At 60.6% G+C, this 23842-nt stretch carries 18 protein-coding genes, 1 tRNA gene and 2 pseudogenes; 9 read left to right on the forward strand and 12 right to left on the reverse strand.

What is annotated here, in order from left to right:
* Positions 1-212: pseudogene (locus EOC06_RS06205) on the reverse strand (AsmA family protein); the annotation flags it as partial.
* A gap of 254 nt (positions 213-466) precedes the next feature.
* Between EOC06_RS06205 and EOC06_RS06210 the strand changes: the two are divergent.
* On the forward strand, positions 467-2425 hold the full coding sequence (locus tag EOC06_RS06210; RefSeq protein ID WP_128307343.1) for an acetoacetate--CoA ligase: 1959 nt from the start codon (positions 467-469) through the stop codon (positions 2423-2425).
* 329 nt (positions 2426-2754) lie between these two features.
* Here the strand turns inward: EOC06_RS06210 and EOC06_RS06215 are convergent, their stop codons facing one another.
* Positions 2755-6519 carry a PAS domain S-box protein gene (locus EOC06_RS06215; protein ID WP_128307356.1) on the reverse strand — a complete coding sequence of 1255 codons (3765 nt, stop codon included), beginning with the start codon at positions 6517-6519 and terminating at the stop codon, positions 2755-2757.
* 248 nt (positions 6520-6767) lie between these two features.
* Between EOC06_RS06215 and EOC06_RS06220 the strand changes: the two genes are divergently transcribed.
* The 6 genes and pseudogenes from EOC06_RS06220 to EOC06_RS40770 all read left to right on the forward strand — a co-directional run bounded on the left by EOC06_RS06220 (position 6768) and on the right by EOC06_RS40770 (position 12361).
* Positions 6768-7226 carry a phasin gene (locus EOC06_RS06220; protein ID WP_127327947.1) on the forward strand — a complete coding sequence of 153 codons (459 nt, stop codon included), beginning with the start codon at positions 6768-6770 and terminating at the stop codon, positions 7224-7226.
* A 370-nt stretch (positions 7227-7596) separates the two neighbouring features.
* Positions 7597-7673 (forward strand) — tRNA-His (locus EOC06_RS06225).
* Positions 7674-7916: 243 nt separating this feature from the next.
* A complete protein-coding gene (locus EOC06_RS06230) occupies positions 7917-9164 on the forward strand; it encodes an integrase (protein WP_306462330.1) in 1248 nt (415 codons plus the stop codon).
* 501 nt (positions 9165-9665) lie between these two features.
* Positions 9666-10004, forward strand: a pseudogene (gene dnaE2, locus EOC06_RS06235) (error-prone DNA polymerase); the annotation flags it as partial.
* A gap of 265 nt (positions 10005-10269) precedes the next feature.
* On the forward strand, positions 10270-11856 hold the full coding sequence (locus EOC06_RS06240) for an FAD-dependent oxidoreductase (protein WP_128307345.1): 1587 nt from the start codon (positions 10270-10272) through the stop codon (positions 11854-11856).
* 16 nt (positions 11857-11872) lie between these two features.
* Complete coding sequence (locus EOC06_RS40770; protein WP_206516807.1) at positions 11873-12361, forward strand: hypothetical protein; 489 nt, start codon at positions 11873-11875, stop codon at positions 12359-12361.
* 163 nt (positions 12362-12524) lie between these two features.
* On the opposite strand, the gene EOC06_RS06250 is transcribed toward EOC06_RS40770, so the two are convergent.
* On the reverse strand, positions 12525-13412 hold the full coding sequence (locus EOC06_RS06250; RefSeq protein WP_127327944.1) for a hypothetical protein: 888 nt from the start codon (positions 13410-13412) through the stop codon (positions 12525-12527).
* A 366-nt stretch (positions 13413-13778) separates the two neighbouring features.
* Between EOC06_RS06250 and xth the strand changes: the two genes are divergently transcribed.
* On the forward strand, positions 13779-14570 hold the full coding sequence (gene xth, locus EOC06_RS06255) for an exodeoxyribonuclease III (RefSeq protein WP_127327942.1): 792 nt from the start codon (positions 13779-13781) through the stop codon (positions 14568-14570).
* A 458-nt stretch (positions 14571-15028) separates the two neighbouring features.
* Here the strand turns inward: xth and EOC06_RS06260 are convergent, their stop codons facing one another.
* From EOC06_RS06260 to EOC06_RS06295, 7 genes are all read right to left on the reverse strand, one after another.
* Entirely contained in the window at positions 15029-15331 is a 303-nt protein-coding gene (locus EOC06_RS06260) for a hypothetical protein (protein WP_127327941.1), read from the reverse strand.
* 103 nt (positions 15332-15434) lie between these two features.
* A complete protein-coding gene (locus tag EOC06_RS06265) occupies positions 15435-15749 on the reverse strand; it encodes a DUF982 domain-containing protein (protein ID WP_127327939.1) in 315 nt (104 codons plus the stop codon).
* Positions 15750-16264: 515 nt separating this feature from the next.
* Positions 16265-16633: an SPW repeat protein gene (locus EOC06_RS06270; protein ID WP_128307346.1), complete on the reverse strand. Its 369-nt coding sequence runs from the start codon at positions 16631-16633 to the stop codon at positions 16265-16267.
* Between the two features lie 354 nt (positions 16634-16987).
* Positions 16988-17755, reverse strand: coding sequence for an NADH dehydrogenase ubiquinone Fe-S protein 4 (locus EOC06_RS06280; RefSeq protein WP_128307357.1), 768 nt, complete (start codon positions 17753-17755; stop codon positions 16988-16990).
* A 71-nt stretch (positions 17756-17826) separates the two neighbouring features.
* Positions 17827-18336 (reverse strand): Hsp20/alpha crystallin family protein, encoded by a 510-nt coding sequence (locus EOC06_RS06285; RefSeq protein ID WP_128307347.1) that lies wholly within the window; start codon positions 18334-18336, stop codon positions 17827-17829.
* 73 nt (positions 18337-18409) lie between these two features.
* Positions 18410-18880 (reverse strand): Hsp20 family protein, encoded by a 471-nt coding sequence (locus EOC06_RS06290; protein ID WP_127327933.1) that lies wholly within the window; start codon positions 18878-18880, stop codon positions 18410-18412.
* Positions 18881-19122: 242 nt separating this feature from the next.
* Positions 19123-19476: a hypothetical protein gene (locus tag EOC06_RS06295; RefSeq protein WP_127327932.1), complete on the reverse strand. Its 354-nt coding sequence runs from the start codon at positions 19474-19476 to the stop codon at positions 19123-19125.
* A 286-nt stretch (positions 19477-19762) separates the two neighbouring features.
* Here EOC06_RS06295 and EOC06_RS06300 point away from each other — a divergent pair, with 286 nt between their 5' ends.
* Positions 19763-21103, forward strand: coding sequence for a Do family serine endopeptidase (locus tag EOC06_RS06300; RefSeq protein ID WP_245469366.1), 1341 nt, complete (start codon positions 19763-19765; stop codon positions 21101-21103).
* Positions 21104-21678: 575 nt separating this feature from the next.
* Here EOC06_RS06300 and EOC06_RS41820 read toward each other — a convergent pair.
* The gene (locus EOC06_RS41820; protein ID WP_127327928.1) at positions 21679-21915 is read right to left on the reverse strand and encodes a hypothetical protein; all 237 of its coding nucleotides are present in this window, start codon (positions 21913-21915) and stop codon (positions 21679-21681) included.
* 469 nt (positions 21916-22384) lie between these two features.
* A complete protein-coding gene (locus EOC06_RS06310) occupies positions 22385-23638 on the reverse strand; it encodes a diguanylate cyclase (RefSeq protein ID WP_128307358.1) in 1254 nt (417 codons plus the stop codon).
* Positions 23639-23842 lie beyond the last annotated feature (204 nt).

Raw genomic sequence — 23842 nt, forward strand, 5'->3', positions numbered from 1 at the left:
GTCAGGATTGCCCGGAATGTCGGCCAGACCTCGATGCGCGGCGAACCGTCGATGGCGACCCGGAAGCCGCTCCACGCGCTCATTTCCCAGGCGATGCGGTCGCGCACGATACGGGTGGAGGCAATCAGCGGCAGGGTGGCAACGACCAGCGCGACGACGATCACGGCAGCGCCGATCGCCCATATTCCGCGCCGGATCATAGATGATGGCATATGGCCCCGTATGCTTCCATTCCGACAAATCGCCCGGCGGGTGTAACCCCGGTCGTCACCACGACCCCAGTCGTCACCACGACCCCCAGTCGTCACCACGACTTCAAGTTGTCACTACGACTTAGGGCTGAGGCATTTCAAGTCTTTATGGCCCGGCGATGGCATTTGCGCACATCTGGTCGCATCAGCCGAACAAAATCTTGCTCTGCTGCGCTGCGATATGCATAAGCGATGGCGACCGTGGAGGAACGATCATGGCTGCCGGACAACCGCTCTGGACCCCGACGCAAGACCAGATTGACGCAGCACCCTTGACCGCCTTCACCAAGGCCGCCGGAGTGAAAGCCGGCGTAGCGTTTTCCTCGTATTCGCAGCTTCATGCCTGGTCGGTCGAGGACCGTGAGGGGTTCTGGAGCCTGATCTGGGATTTCTGCGGCATCGTCGGCGACAAGGGCGATAACCTGCTCGTCGACGGCGACAAGATGCCCGGCGCTTCTTTCTTTCCCGATGCGACACTGAATTTCGCCGAGAATCTGCTGAAGAAGACCGGCTCAGGCGACGCAATCGTGTTTCGCGGCGAAGACAAGGTCGAGCGCCGGCTGTCCTGGAACGCGTTGCACGCGCTGACCTCGCGGCTGCAGCAGCTTTTCCTGTCGCTCAAGGTGAAGAAGGGCGACCGCATCGCCGCCATGATGCCCAACATGCCGGAGACCGTCGCCGCCATGCTGGCCGCCGCCTCGATCGGCGCGGTCTGGTCGTCCTGCTCTCCCGATTTCGGCGAGCAGGGCGTGCTCGACAGGTTCGGCCAGATCGAGCCCGTCGTCTTCATCGCGCCGGATGGCTATTGGTACAATGGCAAGGCGATCGAAGTCGCCGACAAGATCGCCGCGGTCGCGGCCAAGCTCGGCACTGTCCGCAAGATTCTGGTCGTCGATTATCTCGGCACATCGAGTGATGTCGCCGGGACCATCGACAAGGCGGTAGCGCTGGAAGAGGCGCTGTCGCCCTTCGTCGGCAAGCCCGTTGCCTTCGAGCCGCTGCCGTTTTCGCATCCGCTCTACATCCTGTTTTCGTCGGGAACGACCGGCATTCCCAAATGCATCGTCCATTCGGCCGGCGGCACGCTGATCCAGCATGTCAAGGAACACCGGCTGCATGCCGGTCTCACCGATGGCGACCGCTTCTTCTACTTCACCACCTGCGGCTGGATGATGTGGAACTGGCTGGTGTCGGGGCTCGCTTCGGGGGCCACGTTGCTGCTCTATGACGGTTCGCCCTTCTACCCCGACGGCAGTGTGCTGTTCGATTTCGCCGATGCCGAGAAGATGACGTTCCTCGGCACCTCGGCCAAGTTCATCGATTCCGTGCGCAAGGCTGGCCTCAAGCCGATCCGCACGCATGATCTGGCCACTGTGCGGGCAATCTCCTCCACCGGCTCGCCGCTATCGCCGGAAGATTTCCGCTTCGTTTATGACGGCATCAAGAAGGACGTGCATCTGGCTTCGGTCTCCGGCGGCACCGACATCGTCTCCTGCTTCGTGCTCGGCGTGCCGACGCAGCCTGTCTGGACCGGCGAGATCCAGGGACCCGGCCTTGGCCTTGCGGTCGATGTCTGGGACGATGACGGCAGGCCGGTCCGGCAGGAGAAGGGCGAGTTGGTCTGCACCAAGGCTTTTCCGGCGATGCCGATCGGCTTCTGGAACGACCCCGAGGGCAAGAAGTACCGGGCGGCCTATTTCGAGCGCTTCGACAATGTCTGGTGTCACGGCGATTTCGCCGAATGGACCGCGCATGGCGGCCTGATCATCCATGGCCGCTCCGACGCCACGCTCAACCCGGGCGGCGTGCGCATCGGCACGGCGGAGATCTACAACCAGGTCGAACAGATGCCGGAGATTCTGGAAGCGCTGTGCATCGGCCAGGACTTCGACAACGACGTGCGCGTCGTACTGTTCGTGCGCCTGGCCGCCGGCGCGCAGCTCGACGAAAATCTGGAAAAACGCATACGGGCAAAAATCCGTAGCGGCGCGAGCCCGCGTCACGTGCCGGCAAGGATCGTCGCCGTCACCGACATCCCGCGCACCAAATCGGGCAAGATCACCGAGCTTGCTGTGCGCGACGTGGTGCACGGCCGCGCCATCAAGAACAAGGAAGCGCTCGCCAATCCAGAGGCGCTGGAGCTGTTCAAGAACCTGCCGCAACTGGCCGAGTAACTGCTACGGCATGTCGCTCAAAAGTGGCCCCAGTTTTGAGACAACGACATGCATGAAAAATGGTTTTCCAGCATGGTTAACGAAATATCTCGCTAGAATTTACCTAGATTTCATGAGTGGTACACATTGGTAAATTTTCCGGCGCCCCGGTAAGGAGTTGTTAAGGTCCGGCGTCGATAGTCGCATGTAACTTGAGGGAGAAATCCCGTTCCTCAGCCCCGAGGATCCGAATTCGCTCAAGCCCCCGTTGTGACAGCAATCCCATCTCTTAAGGCGTCCTTTTGGGCGCCTTTTCTTTTTATCGGGACCGTACCGCGGAGAGGGCTGACCTATTCCGCGAGCACCCGGGTCGACGGAAAAGCGACCTCGACCAGAGTGCCTTCGCCCGGTGTCGAATTGATGGTGAACCGGGCACGGTTGGCTTCCACCATCGCTTTGGTCAACGGCAGTCCAAGCCCGGTACCGTCACCGCGTCCGCGCTTCAGCGCGTTAATCTGCTTGAACGGCTTCAGCGCCTGCTCGATCTCGGCATGGCTCATGCCGATGCCGGTGTCTCGCACCCGCATGACGACGTCGCCCGACGTCTCATAGGCGGTCGAGACGATCACCTGGCCGCCGGCCTGGGTGTAACGGATGGCATTCGACAGGATGTTGAGCGCGATCTGGCGCACGCTGCGCAGGTCGGCCACCACTTCCGGCAGCCGCGAAGCGAAGCTGGAGCGGATGATGACCCGTTCGCGGTTGGCCTGCGGCTGCATCATCGCCACCGTCTCGGCCAGCGTGTCGTTGAGCGACACCGCTTCATAGGCCATCTCCTGCTGGCCAGCCTCGATCTTGGAGATGTCGAGCAGGTCGTTGACCAGGTCGAGCACATGATTGCCCGAGCGGTTGATATCGCGCAGATAGTCGCGGTAGCGGTCGTTGGCGACAGGTCCGAACTTCTCGTCGACCATCAATTCCGAAAAACCGATGATGGCATTGAGCGGGGTGCGGATCTCGTGGCTGATGCGGGCCAGGAAATCGGTCTTCTGCGAGGACGCGCGCTCGGCCACCGCACGTGCCTGCGTCAAGTCCTCTTCGGCCCGCTTCCACTGCGTGATGTCGCGAACGACGGCGCAGAAGCCGCTGTCGTTGGGCAGCCGACCGATGGTCATGAACAGCGGAATGAAGCGGCCTTGCGACTCGCGCCCGATCACCTCGCGGCCGTCGTTCATGACACTCGCCACGCCGGGCTCGGACAGTCCGTTGAGATAGTCGCGCGCCGCGCGCTGGCTTTCGATCGCAAACAGCGAGGCGAACGGCTTGCCGGTCACATCGTCGCTGTCGAAGCCGAACAGCGCTTCCGCAGGCCGGCTAATCGATCGGATGGTGCCGTCACGGCCGATCAACACGACGCCGTCGGTGGCGGTGTCGATAATGGTGCGCATCTCGGCGATGCGCGCCTTGAGTTCGGAAATATCCGGCTGCGTCTGCTCGTCGCCAACCACATGCAGGCTCGCCGGCGCATCATCCTCGCCGGAGCGTCGCACGACCAGCATCAGCGCCTTGCCGTCGCGCCAGGGGACCGAGCGCAAAATGGCCTCGATCGGGAATTCCTGTCCGTCACGCGTTTTCAGCCGCAGCGCGCGATCGGTGCCGTCGGAAACGCCGTCGTCGGCATAGGGGTCGGCAAACAACGCGCCGAGGCCGCCGGCATCCGCCAGATCGTCAAGCGCCTCGTAACCCGTCAGGCTGAGGAATTCCTCATTCGCATAGTGCAACCGGTCCCCGGAATGGATGAGCAGCGGCACGGGCAGCTTGCCGAGCAGCGACGTGTCCGGAGCCTTGTGTTCATCTCCGGCGGAAAACGCCGACGGCACGAACCCTTCGGCCTTGAGCGGCGGAACCTGCAGGCGAGGGCGCTCGAGGGGTATTTCCGCAGAGTCGCCTGCGGTTTCCTCGGCAACCGTCTGCTCGTCGGGCGACGCGGCTTCCTCGTCGGGCTGCGCCCAATCCTCATTGTCTTCGGCATCGCGAAAATCCGCCGACGTCATGCTGTCGTCATCGAGGCCATCATGTGTCGCGTCAGTGGCTTCAGGCTCTTCGCCGGGCGAAACGGCAGCTGTGTTCTCTGGTTCCGCCGCCACGGGGCCACGTTCGTCATCTTGGCCGGCATAGTCGAGCAACGAGCCCGTCACATTCACCCCCGAGCGGGCGTCACGAGGGGCTTCGTCCGCGTGACCGTCAAGCCGTGCCAGATCCCGCTCGTCTTCGGCATCGACATCGGATGCCTCGACCGGTTCGTTCTCTGGCCCTGACGCAGGGATGCCGTCGGTGCGCATCGGGTCGTCGGACGCATTGACCGGAGCCTCGGTCTCCGCTGCCGATGCCTCCACAGTCTCGGTCTCTGGCGGCCCGACCGGAGCGCTATCCTTCTTCAGCCGCTCGCCGATTTCGCGGAACGCGCTGCGTTCCAGGGTCGACAGGCCCTTGTCGTTGGCAGGCTGGCGATGTTCGGCGAGCCGGATCACCTTATCGGCAAAGCGCCGCTCCTGTTTCGGCACGATGGTCAACGCCGGCACCTCGCCCTTGAACGGATCCGATGCCTGCGTGTCCTCGGTCTTGGGCTCTTCGGCGTTCGGCTGTTCGGGCGCGGGTTGGATGACTTGCGGTTCCGGCGTTGCCGGCGCCTGGCTATTGGGCACCAGCGCCATGCCGATGGCCTCCGGATCGACGACCGCGTCGCTGGCGCGGGCGACGCCGAAGCCGCGGAAACCCTCGAAGGCGCGGCTGCGGCCATAGACAGGCAGCGCCGCCAGGTCGACCGGTATCTTCAGATCGGTGCCGACGACCGGCCACAGCACGGAGCGCCCGGACCAGGTATCGCGCCGTTCGAGGAGCCCTGATATCTCGCCGGAGGGGTCGAGGCCGAATGTAGCGGCGACATCCCTGAAGCGGCGGCCGATCACGTCGGCCGCCGGCTTGCCGACGATGTCGGCGAATTCCGGCGACAGCGCGCTGAACTTGCCTTCGGCATCGGTGCGCCAGACGAAGCGCACCGGCGCCGCTGCGCGGTCTATCGCCGAGACGGTCGTCGGCGTGGCCGTGGACTGGACTTCCAGGGCGGCCGGCTCTTGAGGCGCTTCAGGTCCGGACGCGGCAGGTCGCGGCGCCTGTTGCCCTCCGTCTTCGCCGGCGTTGAAGTACCAATGGTCGTGCTGCGCGGGCATGCGCTCTGCTGCCGGCTGATCGCTGTTGGCCGCCGTCGGCGCCTGTCCGATCGCATCGGCGATCTCATGCTGCTGCGATGCGGCGATGTCGCCGGCCGGCTGCGAGGCGCTCGGTTCGTTGGTCGGTGCCTCGCGACCCTGTTCCGGCTGGGAAGCCGCGTCGCCAGCGGGTGCCGCCTCGGCAATGATTTGCGTAGGATGTTTGCCCGCAGGGGCTGTGTCGTCGAGCTGGTCCTCGTCGATCACCACCAGGAGATGCCGCTCCTCGGTCAATCTTGCCAGCCCTGCCGGGTAGGAGGCCGTGCCGCCGGGGACAAGGCGCTTGACGATGCGGTCGCTCTCGGCTGCGACGTCGGCGACCAGTGCCGCTAGCGTCTCCGGCAGGATGCCCAATGCCGAAAATCCTTCCGAGGCCGCCTCGACGTTGCCCCCGGCATCGACAAAGGCGATGAAATGACCATCCTCGGTGAGGCCGCTAATGGCGCGCGCGGCGATTTCGCTGGCACTGCGTGACCCGGTCTGAGCCGCCGGCACTGCCAGCATGATCGCCTTTTCGGCGTCCGGCATGGTCACCGCACTGGCCAGGAAGCCGACGGCGCGGCTGGTCATACCGGTCGCCAGCCGCACCACGATGGCGCGGTCACTGCCAATCTCGGGAAATCCGCTGGTCGCCATGATCTGGCGCCTGGCGATCACAGGCAACTGCGCCGAGGCGCCGATGATCGCCTCGATGTCGGGATAACCGAACATCGCGGCTCCTGGCCCGTTGGCCCAGATCACCTGCTCCAGATCCGCCGACAGGATCGCGATCGCGTCGCCTGCCGCAAAGCGCTGGCGGACCGCGTCGAGCACGGCGACATCGAGGAAGGAATATTCGGACGGCATGCGCTTGGCGGACCTCACGGAGCGGCGATTTTGCAGTTAACGCTTTGTTAATAAAAGCCGGAGGCGCGAAGGTCCACAAGCCAGAACGTGCAAAGGCTGGAATCTGGGCTCTTGGTTAACGGCCCAAAAGAAATTTATGGTGCACTGCAACAAAGATATTGCAATGCACAAAATTTGCCTTTATATTGCCATCATACAGGAACGAGACGGCTTTCTGTCAAAGCCGCTGCCGCTGAAAAGGATGGAAAATGTCCAGGACCAAGACCGCCGAGACGATCGAAAACGTTGAATTCCCGAGCTTCGACGCTTCCAAGGCCACCGACCAGATGCGCGCCTTCGCCGAAAAGGGCGTTGAGCAGTCGAAAGAGGCCTATGCCAAGCTGAAGACCGGCGCCGAGGAGACCCAGAAGGCTCTGGAGTCGACCTACGAGACCGCCAAGACCGTTTCCAACGACCTGTCGCTCAAGACCATCTCCGCTTTGCGTGCCAATGCCGAGGCCGGCTTTTCCCACCTCGAAGCCCTGATCGGCGCCAAGTCGCTGTCGGAAGTCGTCGAGCTGCAGACCGCCTTCCTGCGCAAGCGCGTCGAATCGACCGTCGAGCAGGCCAAGGACTTCCAGGCCGTTGCCTCCAAGGCGGCCGAGGACGTCTCCAAGCCGATCAAGACCGCCTTCGAGAAGGCGATGAAGGAAATCAAGGTTGCCTAACATTTGCGCATGATCTGAAGATGCAACAAAAGGTCGCATTTTCTTAAAAACGATCAGGTGTATGATAGCAGCCATCAAGGAATACCCGGTGAGTGGAACCTCCTCCCTCTGCTCCCCGGGGTGACCAGCCAGCACCTCCTCCCGCTGGCTCGTAACAGGAAAAGGCCGGCACCTCCTCCCGCCGGCCTTTTTCTTTGTCCAGCGCCCGGTCCTTGCCTGGTCCTTCTTGCCAGGCAAATGCCGCGTCGATGTGGGGAAGTGACCTTTGCTTTCCAAAAGCCTTGAATTAGAATCCATAAGCCCGTAAGGACGCATCGCCGAACGACAGAGCGGGCGGATGAGTTTCTGTTTCGATCCGCTCAGGCAACGTGCCGTTGTAGCTCAGATGGTTAGAGCGCCGGATTGTGGATCCGGAGGTCGCTGGTTCGATCCCAGCCAACGGTACCATCGACTTTCCCCATAAAGCATTGAATTTATTATAGAATTTTCGACAGCAAACGATCAGTCTTGCGGCTGTCTCGCATTTTGTGTTACCTATTGTGTTACTTATTGTGATACAAATGGTGTATCAGCAGCATGGGAAGACGACGCGAAGAGCATGATCCTGACCGCTTCCTGCAACTGAGGGGGGATCATTTCCACTACTACCGCAGGGTGCCCAGAGAGGTCAGGGATCTCGACGAGCGTGGCGTGTTCGTTCGCCGCGCCCTCGACACCACTGACGGTATAAAGGCGCGCACCGCCAGAGATCTCCACGAGGCTGCTGACAATGCCTTGTGGGCGTCGTTGATGCTGGGCGAAAATCCACAGGGCGCGCGTATCCGATATCACCAAGCCATCAAGCGCGCCGAGTCCTTGGGATTCGTCTATCGACCGCTCGCCGAGATCCTGGTCGCCGAGCCCCTCGATACGATCCTGCAGCGGGTAGAGAGCACGATAGGCGAGCCTGCCAAATCACCATCTGTCGATGCGGTCGGCGGGGCGGTCGCTCGCCCTGACGACAAGATATCGGAAGCGCTGAAGCTATACTTCAACGAGATTGCCCGCGACGAAATCCGCACAAAAAGCCCTGACCAAAAGAAGCGCTGGAAAGCAAAGCGCGAAATGAGCGTCGATGTGTTTATCGGCATGGTCGGCGACAAGCCAATGAGCGAGATAACGCGCGACGACGCGCGAGTGGTACACAAATATTGGCTGGATCGAATTGCGCCTGAGAAAGGGAGAGCAGACCGTTCAGCGTCGACAGGCAACCGAAACATGGGCAATCTTCGGACCCTCTACGCCGACTACTTTCGCCATCTAGGTTTCCCCGAACAGAAGAATCCGTTTGCCGATCTGTCATTCGCCGACAAGTCGAAACGCAGTCGACCGCCCTTCCCGACCGACTGGATTCGCGACAAGATATTTGCGCCCGGCGCACTTGCGACACTCAATGATGAGGCGCGGGGAATCGTGCTTGCCTTCGCTGAGACAGGAGCCCGGCCGAGCGAACTCGCGAACCTGCATACCGGTGTCATCCATGTTGACCACGAGGTGCCGCACATTTCAGTCGAGCCGCGTGACGATCCCGACGATCCACGGGAGATCAAGACCGCCTCGTCGGTGCGCAAGATACCGCTGGTCGGCGTGGCGCTTGAGGTGTTCAAAAAGCATCTCAACGGGTTCCCACGGTACAAGGATCGCGAGGCGTCGCTATCAGCCCTGCTCAACAAGCACTTCAAGAGCTACAATTTGTTCCCGACTGACAATCACACTGTCTATTCATTGCGCCATTCATTTGAAGACCGCATGAAGAACGGTAGGCTGGACGAGGAGCTCCGGCGCATGCTGATGGGCCACACGATCGACCGTCCGAAATACGGCGAGGGCGGCGACATGAAGATGTGGCAAGAGGAACTTATGAAGATCGTGTTGCCGTTCGATCCTGGGATCGTATGACACGCTGGCGCACTGCGGCGAGGCGTTCCTCCTTCGCTCGATGATCCTGCAGGGCGCGTTCAAGATAGTCGTACAGCGGGAGCCATATCTCGCCTTGGTCGCCGCGCGCGACGATTATCTCGGCCACGCGATCGAGCGCTCGCTCAATCCGGTGCACGGTGATTGGTTGAAGCGTGGGCGAATATCGCCTCAATGCTTCGCCTTTCTGCAAGACCAGAAATGTACCATGCCTAATGCGTAGGCGGACTTTCTTGGCGCAGTGAAGGGCCTGCGTTCGGCTCGGGGTGTAGTCGGCGGCTGCGGCGTGCAAATGGGAAAGGCTCTTTGCCCATCGGGGATTGGTAGCGGGAGAGCGCTACCGCCTTTCCCCGCATTCGGAAGACTTGCGGCATCTTCTACGATGTAGGGCGTGATGGACTGTCTTGCTGCTGCAAAACCGAAAAGGCAACGCCGGCCCGAAGCCGAGCAGGTCAGCCGTCTTTTTCCAGTCTACGCGCCGTATTTTTGACCGTGAACTCGATCGTTCGTATCGCCCGCAGCCAGGACATTCTATGCCAGGGCCGCGGCTCGGCCGCCAATTCCGCCGTGTGTTACGTGCTCGGCATCACCTCCATTGATCCCGAACGCAGCAATCTCCTGTTCGAAGGTTGAGCAACGAGCGGCGCGAGATCGTCATGCAATGGGTACCAAGGGTACCATCCGCGATGTGGGAAAGGCGCTCGGATTGCCCGAGACATGACCAGACTTCTGTCCTCGCAGATTTGGGGCCATGTCGAAGCCGTCCACGCGCAGCGAGCCACAGGGCTGAATCTGAATCTCGATGATCGGCGGCTGCGGCTTTCCCGGTGGCTTCGTCCTGAGCCATGATCGGCTCGACGAACCCCCTGGGAGCGAGCGCCCGACATCGTCAGGCTCCTTAAACGACCTCTTGTCGCGGCCAACGAGACGCTTTGTCCTAGCCGATGTCGGCCATCACGATCTGCGACGGTCTACCCCGTTGGTAGTCCCATTTCCGCGCAAGGGAGCAAACAATTTGGATTCGTTTGCACATTTCGGATCAAAATGCAGTTCCGACCGTTAGACGCGCAGCCAGGTTGGAGCAGCGATGAACGTCAGTGACGAAGCCACGAAATCTTTTTGGATGAAGGACACGGAGTTGCCCTCGGCCCCGCAACTGGAACAGGATGTGCGATGCGATGTGGCGGTGGTGGGGGTGGGCATGGCCGGCGTTTCTATTGCCTACGAACTTGCGCTGGCGGGACAGTCAGTGGTGCTGGTTGACAGGGGGCGGCTGCTCGGTGGGATGACTTGCCGCACGACCGCCCACTTGGCCCCGATCTGCGACGACGGCCTAAGCGAACTCGTCAAAATCCGCGGCGAGGATCTCGCTCGAGGTTTTCAAGAGAGCCAGCAAGCCGCTGTCGACCGGATCGAGGAACACGTCAGCGATCTTGAAATAGACTGCGACTTTCGTCGGCTCGACGGATTTCTTTTTCCCGCAGCCTGGATGGACGAAAATGAAGCCACCAAGCAATGTGATGAAGAGTATGAAGCGGCTGGCAAGGTTGGTGCAATCGCAGACCACGGCCGCGGCGTTCCGTTGAAAGGCCATGAGGCGGCGCCGGTGCTACGCTATCCCGATCAGGCCACGTTTCACCCACTAAAATATCTTCGTGCCCTGCTTGACGATTTCCGGGAGCGCGGAGGCAAGGCTTTTGCCGAAAGTGCCGTCACCGAGATCGAGGAGGGTGAACAGATCCGCCTTCGCGTCGAAGGGGGCGCAACCATCACCGCCGATAACGCCGTGTTTGCCACAAACTCGCCGGTCAATACGGTGGTGGCCATCCACAGCAAGATGGCGCCCTATCGGACCTATGCGATGGCATTCGAGCTGCCCAAAGCAACTCTTCCGGACGCGCTCTATTGGGATATGGACGATCCCTACTACTACGTTCGTCTCCAACCCGGGGAGGGTGACATCGACTATCTAATTGCGGGCGGTCGTGATCATAAATCTGGCGAAGCCGATGACGGCTCGGCGCGTTTCGATGCATTGGACGCTTGGATCCGCGCCCTTGTCCCGGAACTGGGCGAGGAAGCAGCGCGTTGGTCTGGCCAGGTTCTCGACACGATCGATTATTGCGGATTCATCGGCCGCAATCCTGGCAGCAAGAACGTCTTTATCGCTACCGGGGATTCAGGACAAGGAATCACCCACGGAGCGTTGGCTGGCCTGCTCATCCGGGACCTTGTCGTCGGTGGGTCCAGTGTGTGGGAGGAGGTTTATGCCCCCGATCGCAAGCCTCCCTTGGCATTGGTGAACTACGTTAGCGAGAATCTGACGGCGTTGAAGAATTTCGCGGAGTATCTGTTGCCCGGCGAGATCAAATCAGCCGCCGATCTGGAACCCGGTCAGGGCGGTATTCTCCGCGATGGTTTGAGAAAACTCGCCGTGTGCCGTGACCAAAACGGTGGAATGCACATGCATTCCGCCAGTTGCACGCATCTCGGCTGCATCGTCCATTGGAATTCGACCGAGCAGTGCTGGGACTGCCCCTGCCATGGCTCCCAGTTCGCGCCGGATGGAGCCGTTCTCAACGGTCCCGCCATCCGTCCTTTGTCGCCCCGGACCGGAACCGCCTCAGATTGGTCCAAGAGATCACACGCACAATCCCACAGCGGCGCAGACTGAAACTCCCGGTCCGGTCTTGAACACCAACATTTCAACCGGCGGGGCGCTTTCCCACCCGGACACACTTCATCGTTCAAAATATCTCGCTGAACGCGAGGATCGCGAATGCGACGACGGTGTCGCGCTAGACCAATGCCATCGGCATGTAACGGATGATTACCCTGTCTTGCCGGAAACGGCGCTCCAGTTCGGAGCGGCGGGCGCACCAATCGGACAAGTCGGCTTCTTCCGCCATGACCTCGAAGATGACAATTTCGTCGATGGCGGAGTCGGCACCCTTTCGCCACAACCCCTCTGCTGGCGCCTGAAGGTAGGCAGTGACGCCATCGAACCGGGCAGCCAGCTCTTCCTTGACCCGATCGAAAGCTTCCCGCTCAAATGGCCGGCCGTCATTGTCCGCGCGAGGAAGCAGGATTTGGAAGAGGTGCATGGCGACTTCTCGCTGAAAAGCATCCAACGGCTTTCATGGCGCCCCGTTCCTTCGGGAATAGCTCGGCCGGAGTGAAACTGGTGAAGCTGACGCTTGAGCGGGGGGCTGAATTCTCTGCCGAAACTCACGCCCATCATTCAACGCTACGACCTCGTGCTGCCGTAAACGTGCCTGAGGTCCGCTCGACGGAGAGCCCGATTAGCGACCTTCGTGCCAGCCGCACGGCCGGATGCGAGCGTCACATCTGCCGGCTGCGACTTCGCCCAATACGCTCTCGACTGCGGGCTTTTCGACGGGCAACTCTAAGCTCGGCAAGTGTTGGCCACCACCAACCCCTCAGGCGTTCGGTCGGGCCAGCGGCCACCCTTGCGGGCCATGTCCTTACAAGTTCGCCCAGTGTAGCCGAGCGCCATCTGCCCCAAACGAATTCGCCGTTCGAAGCCATTGCGTGAGGATAAAGGGAAGTTGCGTCTGATGGCGCGACCACTTCACCGGAAATGTCGGTGAAGACGACGACCCCGTAGAGCTCGGTTGCGACAGCGCGACCCAGGCAAGGTTGATCGTGAGTTGGCAACGGATAGCGGTGACGCCGGCGTTCAGCAGCCAGTTGGCGCGAGGCTCTGTAGGCTTCAGTATTTCTGGCGTCCACACGTCGCCGTTTTCTTTCCTCCGGCTCGGCATGGCGAGCAGCTTTTTCGATGCTTGGCCACCGGCGCCGGAGCTCGTCATATGAGCGAAATGGAACTCTCCAGGCCCGCAATTCGTCGTCCCAACTCGACCACGGGACGGCACGCAACTCTTCAAGCACTGTCCTCGAGTAGGGCGCACGAATGCGCAGGTCGTCCGCGATCTCCAGATATTGGCTCGATATTGGATCGAAGGCGAAGGCATCTCGTCCCTTGCTGTCGTCGTCGGGCGTCCGTAGCGCTGCCTCTTGCGCTAGCCACCGGTCAATCCGCCGGGCTGCCGTCTTGCCGGGCACGAACCAGCTCTTGCGCTCGTCACTCCATCTCGCGCGCGGAAAAGCTTGCTGAAACCGCTCGACGGCCATTCGATCGAAGGAAAAGCGGGCTTCGGCGCCACTTGCCTCCTGCTTCTGCGGCCCGGGACGTGGGTTGTAATCCATCACAATGCATCGTTCGCGTTTTGTCGCAGGCAACGCAGTGACGGCCCTAAAGGTTCATCTGCCTAGCAAGCCTCCGGACCCCTGAACCCGCGCGAAATGCCAAAGCTGTAGTGAAACTTTCCCCCCGTCCCGCGGTTAAGGAGCTGAGAGGACAACACCGTCTGAATCGAACGAGAGAGCGGCTGCGGGCGAGCCTCCCCAAAGGACCGGTCGCGTGCCAGAAGAGGGGAGGGCGCAGGAGGTAAAATTGGCATCGAGACACATCGGTCGCCAGCCCAGGCGCGAGATTTGCGCCGGTATAGAAAAGGCGCGGCGGTTATTGGCGAGGGTCTGCAAGACTGACAACCCCGCCGCCGGCATAATGCAATGACACGCATCGCGACCTTCAATTTGAATGGCGTGAACGGTCGCCTGCCGGTGCTCATCAGATGGCTAGGTCAGACCAACTATGACATCGTCTGCCTTCAGGAGTTGAAGACCTCGGATGAGAAATTTCCCGCGGAAGCCATCAGGAACGCCGGTTACGGTGCCGTCTGGCATGGGCAGAAGTCTTATAACGGTGTAGCTGTACTCGCCCGAGGGAAAGAGCCGCTGGAGCGTCGACGTGGCCTCCCGGGTGATCCTGACGATACTCACAGCCGGTATATCGAGGCGGAGGTGGATGGGATCGTGATCGGCTGTCTGTACCTGCCCAACGGCAATCCAGCGCCTGGCCCGAAATTCGACTACAAGCTCCGATGGTTCGATCGTCTGATCAGCTACAGCCAGGTACTGCTCAGGGAAGGCTCCCCGAGCGTTCTGTGCGGCGACTATAATGTCGTGCCAACGCCGATCGATGCCGCGGTGCCAGGACGTTGGCTAGGCGATGCGGTCTACTTTCCGGAGAGCCGGCAAGCTTACGCCGAAATGCTTGGTTATGGCTGGATCGATGCTGTCCGCCGTATCCATCCGGAGAAGGGCATCTATACGTATTGGAACTTTTCGTATCGTGGCGGTTTCGACAGGAGTTCCGGCCTGCGCATGGACCATCTCCTCGTCAGCCCGCCACTTTTGTCCAGATTACGTGATGCCGGCGTGGACGCTGATTTGCGCGGCTGGGAAAAACCGAGTGATCATGCGCCAGCCTGGATAGAGCTCAACCTACCCGGCCGTGATTGAAGGGTGCCGTTGTTCGCCAGGATGCCGGGCTTTCGCTATTGCAAAGCTGGTCTCTGCACTTGAGCATGGGATCTACCAATCTCGTGATGGCAAAAGCTTCGCATTCACTGCTGAACGGCCGACAAGCGCAGGCAGTTTGCGGGCGCCGAGAAGTCGCTTGCGGCCGAAAGCGATGGCAGGGGGGATGTCCTTTGGCCGCCCGATCCAATTACTTCTCAGGCCGAGCCGCGCCATCACGCGCGACCGGCCATCTCTTTGTCGCTCCCCACTAACTATTCCTGTCGGCAAGCTAAAGGATGATGCAGGAGTGAAGGCAGCCAGCGCCGAGGGTACCCGCTGGAGCTCATGGACTTGGCTTCGGGTGGCACCAGTACGGCAGCGGCCGCGTGGGATCGCTGGTCACGGCCTGTCAGTCAGGCATCTGGCGCATGCCGCGCGGCGGGTGAACTCGCGCGGAGCTAGGTGATCTCATAGTAAAAATCGCAAATCAGATCCGCGACCTTAGTCGCTTCAAAATCAGTCATATGCGCGGCGGTCTCAAGAGCGACAGTCTCCATATCGTCCTGATCGACGGCCAGAAGGTCTAACAATTTCGCAAACTTGAATTTGAGCTCTCGGTCGCCGTCGAATTCATCGATCGTGACGTTCAAAATATTTACGTTGGCGTCTATCAGCCGCGTTTGAATGCTGTCGGAAGAGGCCGCTAACGCGCGAACGGCCGCAAAAAAGTGCTCACGCGCTTTGGTGTATTTTTCGTCCATTTAGAAACCTCGGTGGGTTAAAATGCCTTGGACGTGAGGGCGGAGCCGGGACTTAGGCTTTCGATAGCGCCGAAGTCAACGCATGATTGCCGCCGCAGGGCGTTTAACGGTCACTTTCTATAAGTTCGTCTGCACCGCCAATCTTCGGCCCTGTCATCCAAGGCGGCGCCACGGGAACGTCTTCGATCACACCCACCCTGCGTGCCCAGGTCACAAACGTCTTGTGCGCGGCCTCGACAGACTTGCGACCATCATATGCCGAGTAGCATGTATCACACGCCGCCCCGTGGAGAAGGCCGCGCCTTTCGACCGGCCATTCTTCCAGAAATTCTATGGCATCCATGACGCAACCGATTTTTCTGAGGACGAGACTGTCATCTCGTACAAAAATCGGCTGTTTGAACGTAGCGCTTTCCATCGTGACCTCCCTTCCAGCCTAAAGCGACGCTTGTGCCTCTTCGGGTGACGCAGGATTTTCCTCGGCAAAAGCATGCCGGTCCGCGTGACGCCTTCTCGGCACAGAGAGGATATTGGAAATGCCTCTTTTCAGTTCAAGAGAGAAGTGGCCGGCCGAGCCCAGCAGCCTCTTGGCAATCGTGTCGCCGTGCACCCCATCCCGCTGCCGCGCGTCGGTTCAGTCCGCGAGGGCTTCGAGCCACCAACCTGCACGTCGGCGATCTTGCCCTCGCGTAGCAGGGCGGCCTCGAACCGGCTATGGGAATTCGCGTCAAGATGTATTGGAGTGCAGCAGCCCCGCGAAGCGCCGATCCAGTACCAGAGGTTGAACTGTGTTTCCTGTTACTCATGTCCATGGCGGCCACTTCCACACAAACGCGGGATAGGTCGCCGAACCGGAACGGCATCAGCATCGATTGTGGTCTCGCGCGTAATAAAGAGCGGGCCCGGAAGATTCGGACCCGCCAGCGGCTATGATCAGGCTGCAGAGAGCGGTCGGTTATTCGCGAGCCAAAGGCTGGCTGCTGCCAGGGCCGCAACCACAACGCCAGCGATGACGTGCGACCACATTGCCGTCGCCAGGCCGGCAAAGCCAAGCACCCAAGGTGCGGCCACAATCCACAGGCCGACGACAAGGTTCGCCCACTCTTCATATTTGTGGAACGCCACCAACGCGCCCGCCGCGATCAGAACGGTGATTACGCCCGCGATGAAGGCGTGCCAGACGGCAACAGCATCGGCAGCATAGCCAAGGAGCCAGGGCGAGAGCGCCAGCGCGATGCCGGCAGGGATATTTACGACATCGAGCGCCGGCCTGCTGCTGTCGGAAGTGAGATTCTTCAACATCGATCATTCTCCTTTCCTGCGTTTCAGTACGTCAATGTACCGCCCTTGAGTCGAGGGCGGGTGCGGCAGCGGGCCTGTTCGGCCCGATGCCGCAAAGCTTCTTGGGTCCCGATTTGAAACGGACGCAGCCCTTCGGCGAGATCGGCTCAGTCAGGAGGAAGGGTTCGATCTCCCGAGGTTCGAACGCATTGCCGGCGATCTCACTCAATGCGAGATGCGGCCGGCTCTTCGGGCTGGCCGCCAACCGGGGCGCTGCGCCGCGCGCCCGGCCCGCTGCCGCGACCGCAAGCGCGAAGGGTTCGGGATCGTCCGTTGGGCGTCGAAGTCGATCAGTGGGTCCATTCTTGCCTCCAGTCATGCGGCTATCCGGGAGCATACCGGGCTGAGCCGAGTCTGGAATCTCTGGGTGCGGCCCTCCAAGGCCAGCAGAGCGAGTTCAACCTCGTCCCGTCGCGTCGGACGTGCATTTTCCGGCATGCCTTCTGCGGTGGCCAGGTCGATCAGGTACTCGTTCCAGGCCCAGTTCTTGAGCACGGCAAGTTTCTCGTCGAGTGCGAGTACCGGGTCATCCACGACCTCCATCGGAGAGGCGTAGAATGTCTCGGGCTCGGAAAGCGCCGTCTGTATGTGCGCTGCCTTTGCACCAGCGCCATAGTTGTGGCTTGCCTGAAGCCATGCCAATTGCAGCCGTTGCCAAACCACGTCGGAAAAGACGTGCCTCTGCTCCGATGCTTGCCTGTTGCTGACCTTGGCCTGGCAGCCAGAAGATGGAGCCTGCACCACGTGGTTGAGGCCTTGGCGCTCCGCATAACGGATCGCCGCCTCAAGCGTCGGAAAATCCAGTTGAACATGGGTCAGGGTGTCCCGGCCGCCCGTATAGCCCATCAGCGGCTCGATGAACGGGGCTGTGCGAGGTTCGAAGATCAATCGCCAGTCCTTGCGGGGCTTTGCTGAGGTCGTGGCCGAGCGGCATGGCTGGTAGATCCGTGCCGTCACGCCATCCGGAAACACTGACCGCCCCATTGACAAAGCCGGCTCGTCGAGACGAGGCCGATTGTCATTGTCCGGCCGGCCGGAGGTCTTGGTTGGGTTTCTGATGTCGCTGCTTTCAACTGTCTCCATTGTCTGTCCCTCCCATAATGAAGGGTGGTATGAGCAGCGGCCGTTACGGCCGCTGCTCATACTGCCGTGCGTCAGCTCTTGCCGTTGATTGCGATCCGCTTGGCCTTCGCCTGCGCCCGCTCGGTCTTGGGCAAGGTCACGGTCAGCACCCCGTTCTTGAAGGCGGCGTTGACCTTGTCTTCCTCGACCTCGTAGCCGAGCGGAATGAGGCGCTCGAAGCGACCGTAGAAGCGCTCGGAGAACTGCCGGTCTTTGTCCTCGGTCTCGGAACGCTTCTCGCCTTTAAGCTTGAGCGCCCCGTTGTCCAGCAGGACTTCTATGTCGCTCTCGTCCAGGCCAGGTATTTCCGCCGTGACGCGGACTTCCTTGTCCGTGTCAGAAATCTCCACGCTGGGCCAAGTGGCGGCAAAAGAGGGACTGAAGGCCGGCAGTCTGGCGCCAAAGCTGCGGAAGGCGTCATCGAACAGCCTGTTTACCTCCCGGTGGAGGGAGACGAAGGGGGCTCGATCTCCATCAGGGAAGAGACTGGGCGCCGAGTTTCCGTTGCCCCGGCCCCATGGGATCAAGTCACGTACGCTCATTGTCTTTCTCCTTTCGTAGGTCTCTGAGCCGGGCCGGACGCCCGGCTCAAGCGATGCCTTCATAGTGGATTGCTCAGGCCGCCAGCTTCTCGGTCTCGACCTTGGGCGCTTCGATCTTCGGCATGCGAGCCCCGCTGGAGATCTCGACCTTGCGCGGTTTCATCTCCTCGGGAACGTCGCGCTTGAGATCGATGCTCAGCAGCCCGTTCTCGAGGCTGGCGCCAGCAACTTTGACATGATCGGCCAGTTCGAACCGACGCTCGAAAGCGCGCCCGTTAATGCCGCGGTAGAGATACTGGCCGTTCTCATCGCCGGATTGCGACCCGCTCACAACCAGCATGTTGGGCTGGTGAGTGATGGTCAGCTGGTCCTGCGAGAAACCGGCGACCGCCATGGTGATGCGATAGTCATCATCATCAACCTTGGCGATATCGTAGGGCGGCCAGTTGTCGAACGAGGCCACACGGCTCGCATTTTCAAGCATGTCGACCATGCGGTCGAAGCCGATGCTGGACCGGTACAGGGGGGTAAAATCGAGGTTCATAACCACATCCTCCTTTGAGCAACATGGATCATAGGAGGCGCCAAGAGCCTTGCCGCCTCCTGGTCTGCCGGCCCCATTGGGCGACCGGCGACTATCAAATTTAGCATCGCGACTTGCACCTTCAAGAGGAAGAATAGGAAAATTTTCAGCGGCAATCCGGGCGAAACGCACCCATGCCACCCCCCTCCGCCGGCGGGGTCACTCGCCGACGGGCCCATGGTGCACGAACAATCAGGTCGCGCTTAAATCCGATCGATGAATGGCACGAACCCGGCCACCGCCGCGCTGTCACTGCCATCAGGACCGGCAAGCTCGTCCGATTGATCCAACTGTTGCAACGCGTCCATGATCGCGTCGAAGCTGACCGGTTCACCCGCCCCCGGCAGCACGCGAAGCGCTGGCACGGATTCTACCGCGCAGGCATCCGACGCCCATGACGAAAGGATGGCGCGCTTCTCCTGAACGTCGAGGGCAACGTCGGCCAAAACGTCGTGGGGATGTTTGAAATGCCGTGCCGGATGCAGCAAGCGGTCCAGAAAAACATCGGGGGCCACGGGTTCAATCGAGGCAAAATGGGTCGAAATGGCTGCGTCCATTGATGGTCCTCCGCTTCAGACAATCTCCTGCATGTTTGAGTTTGGCGGCTCTCGCGATTCCCGCCAGTCGAAATTTTGGAGCGTCTCAAGCAGGTTTCAATGGCCCGGCATGGGTCACATTTCCCGTCGTCAACGTCTTAGAACCATTTTATCGGGCCGGTGAAACAATCGGCGCGAATCTCAGTTCTGACGTCGGGCGAAAATCAAGGACCCGAATCCGGCAGGAGAACCAGTCATGTCTTACCTCTCTAGGAACTTGTGCATTGGCTTGATCACAGGAGCCCTGATGCTCTCGACTGGCGGCCTTGCTCCGGCCACCGCACAGGAAATTCCGAACGACTTCAGCGCAATTGTGCGTCAGAAGCTGCCAGCCGTTGTCGCCATCACGACCAAGCAGATCATCCAGGATCAAACGACGCTCAACGGCTTTCTCAATCCCTTCGACGGGGCAGGGCGTATCCAGCCCCAGGTGCGAGAAGCACTCGGCTCCGGCTTTGTGATCAGTCCCGAAGGCTACATCGTCACCAATAACCATGTCGTCGCCGACGCAACTGAGATTCATGTCGTGTTCTCCGACAAGGAGACGGCGCCCGCGAGGGTGGTGGGCCGCGATCCGGCAACTGACATCGCGGTATTGAAAGTCGATCCTCGGCCCAACATGACGGCGACGGCCTGGGGGGATTCGGACGCGATGCAACCAGGGGCCTGGACCATCGCCATCGGCAGTCCCTTCGGCCTCGGGGGCACGGTCACTGTCGGCGTCCTTTCTGCCCGCTCTCGCGATATCCAGGCCGGTCCTTACGACGATTTCCTGCAGACTGACGCCTCGATCAACAGAGGTAACTCGGGAGGTCCTTTGTTCAACGCGCGCGGCGAAGTCATCGGAGTCAACACGGCAATCGTGTCGCCGTCAGGCGGCAGCATAGGCATTGGGTTCGCGGTGCCCTCGCGTACCGCTCGGACTATCGTCGACCAGCTGATCAGCACTGGCCGCATCGAGCGCGGCTTCATCGGCGTGCGTCTTCAGGAGATCACGCCCTCCATCGCCGAGGCGCTCGGAATGCCGGGCGCCAAGGGAGCGCTGGTTGCCTCGGTCGAGGCTGGCAGCCCGGCGCAGAAAGCGGGAATCCAGGCCGGCGACGTGATAACCCGGTTCAACGGCAAGGACATCCAAGGCGTCCATGACCTTACGCTGGCCGCAGCAAGCCAGAAGCCGGGATCGAAAGTGACCGTAACAATGAACCGGGGCGGCACAAACCAGGAATTGTCGCTGACTGTCGATCAACGCAGGGACCAGGAGGAACAGACCGGTGCCATTCCAAGCCTGGGGACTGAGGACCAGCGCCTTGGTCTATCACTGAGCCCCATTCCGGACGAAGCGCGCCAGCAACTCGGTCTGCAGGCCGACACCACGGGCGTATTCGTCCAGGATGTCGCTCCCAACAGTCTTGCGGCCGAAAGCGAGCTCCGGCCAGGCGACGTTATCGTGTCGGCCAACAACCGAAACATGACCCAGCCGTCCGACGTCCGTGAGGAATGGGCGAAATCCCGTCAGCAGAAAAAACCAATGCTGTTCCGTATCGACCGGCAGGGACAATCGCTTTTCGTTGCTGTGGCAAACTCCTGACTGACAGGCCAGAGGGCGTCGCGATCTGTGCTGCTGGCCTGGCCACCTACCGGGCGCACCAGAGTTGTGAAGCTGATGAGCGGTGTGTTTTAGGTGGCGGTCCGTTTCACCATTCGGGGTGCGGAAACTGTTCTGCGGCTTTGCACGCACGGTCGGCGACTCCGGTCGGCGAGGCGAAAGTCCACCTCACGTTTCGCCCCTCCGGCGACCACAGAGGTGGACAACGACAACGCTGCGATCCGCTCCTGAGCGCGTGTGCTTTTATCGATGCAAGGAACTTCGCGCCAAAGGTTTAGACGAGCGGTCTCTCGTGTGCTTCCGTGGCTCGCGTGTGAACGCAAGAGAAGTCGGCGATCTCCGAAATCCGCTGTGTGATCAATGATGTAGCGTTGTCCAGTGGCCGGCTGAGCCGCACGCGGCCTGTGATGCCTGCTACTCGGCGTACGATGGTCGGAACCACGCGCAAGACCTATGACTGAACTGAAACGGGCCCAAAGGTCGGCTTCATCGAGGAAGTGTCTGCAACGCTGCCGTGGATGACAGGGCCGAATTGCACATTCGATGGGTTTGCTGATCTATTCCAGACGGGTGCCCGGTTCAACCGGGTCGTCCTCGTCAGGCTTAAGCAAGTCAACAAGCGCGGCCCCTCGTGTTCCCGGAAGTGGGCGCCCCTGTCCCATTAACGCTTCGTCAGCAAAAGCCCATGCCCATGCCTCTCTCAATTCCTCGATCGACGCCCCCGTTGCGATGATCTCCGCAACCGTAATATCGTCGGCTGATCCAATGACGGAGAGAACTTCTTGCCGTGTCATCGTTTGACCGCGTTCTGACTACAACCGAACTAGATGGAGATTTCATGGAGCACTTGCAACCGATCTCATGAGGGCTGTCGCAAGATTCCATGCGCAAGATCAGGGGCTGCGTAACGGGCGCCATTCACCTAGCCAAAGGCGCCACCTAGGGCGCAGGGCGCAGAAATCGGCGGATCCCATGCGCTCGGCATTTTGCGAAGACCAGCAGGTCATCCGGATGATCGCCCATCACTGAGGCCACTTGGTGGAACTCCTCCTGGACCAGCCACGCAGCCGGAATCGGCCGTGGGTGTTCTCAACAACCCGGAAACTCTTTCAGGGGATTATTCTCGAAATCGTAGTCTGCCGGGCGCGATGTGGAGATTACAGGGGAACCCTTGGTCGTCTCGGTGGCCCTGAACTAACCTGTTATCATCGACGCACGGGAAACCCCGTGATTCAGAAGAGCAGATCTCGGGCCACGCACGGCCTATGCCCCAAGGCCGCCCGGCCGAATATGTTTGCGCGCGGATAACTCCGGTCTGTGAAGCAGCACCCTGTTGCGGCCCGTCTGCTTGGCCAGATAAAGTGCGGCATCCGCCCGTTGCTGTAACTGCTCCGGCGAGATCGCCTCAGCGGTCTGAACGGCAACTCCAATGCTCAGGGTGACCCAGCGCGACACATGGGATCCAGGGTTGGGCAAACCGGCAGCCTCGACGCTCTTACGCATTCGTTCGGCCACAGCGGCCGCCTCTTCCTCGTTCACTCCGGGCAGGAGCACGAGGAATTCTTCGCCGCCATAACGGGCAACGTGATCGCGATCACGCCTGACGTTTTCCTTCAAGATAGTTGCGACCTTTACCAAACACCGATCTCCCTCCGCATGGCCGAGGTGGTCGTTTAGCTTCTTGAAGTTATCAATGTCGCACATCAGCATCGCGGCACCGGCAAGGCAACGTTTGTCACTTCCCCATAGGTGCTCGAGTGTTTCCGTCATCCAGCGACGGTTGGAGATGCCGGTGAGTGGATCGGTTCTCGCCAGGAGTACCAGTCGATCATTGGCTTTCGCCAGTTCGGCGACCCTGCGTCGGTCGCGAAGCTCAAACAGGAAAGTCTTTTGAGCCAGAATTGTCATGATGCGCCGCGCGGCCACCGTTGCAAAGATACCGCTGGCGAAGAACAGCGTGCCAGCCACTGCACTCCCATGCGCGATGGCCGGGTTCTGCAGTTGAAGCATGAGATAAAGTCCGAGCGCCAGCGCAGCGATAGTCATCGTCCAGGCCAGCGGGATCCCGAAGATTATGATGGCTGTGATGGCCACGAACAACATGACGTTCAATTGCCGTTCGTAGAACTCGCCACCAGCGCTTGCTCCGACCAACGCGACTGACAACAAGATAAGGAACATGCCTGCGATCAGCGAGGTTCCTTGGAGCCAAGGCGCCTGCGGTTTACGCCAAACAAGGACCACGGCCAACGCCACGGGCGGGATGATGGCGCCGGGCAGGAGCATGGACTGCGCTACGACCCATGGAAGCAACGCCGCGTTCAGTGCCAACGTCAGCACATCCAAAAATGCCACCCAGATCATCCACGCGCGGATGATTTTGGCCGTTTGCGACCAGACACGTGCTCGAAATAGGCGTTCGATCTCGCCACGCAGGCTGATTTCGCGCGTACGGCGCGCCAGAAGCCGGTCGACCTCAGCGGCTAGGGCAGGATCATCCTGCACATCGGGGGGCATCAGATCTGACAAGTCGATAGGCCTTACGCTGCTTTCTCCTGAACATCTATCCAAGCCATAGCCGGTCGGCGGTGGGCAGCATGTCAACTTACCCTGAAGATTTGATTTATAGCTGTGATTTGCGAACATTCAGTCCCAAATCATCTGATGCTCGATGCGGGTAGCCGAATTACCTTTGTAATTGCGGTGGCGCTGCGGTTATCC

Origin of the sequence: Mesorhizobium sp. M7A.F.Ca.MR.362.00.0.0 (assembly GCF_004023175.1) — a bacterium.
Classification (GTDB): Bacteria; Pseudomonadota; Alphaproteobacteria; order Rhizobiales; family Rhizobiaceae; genus Mesorhizobium.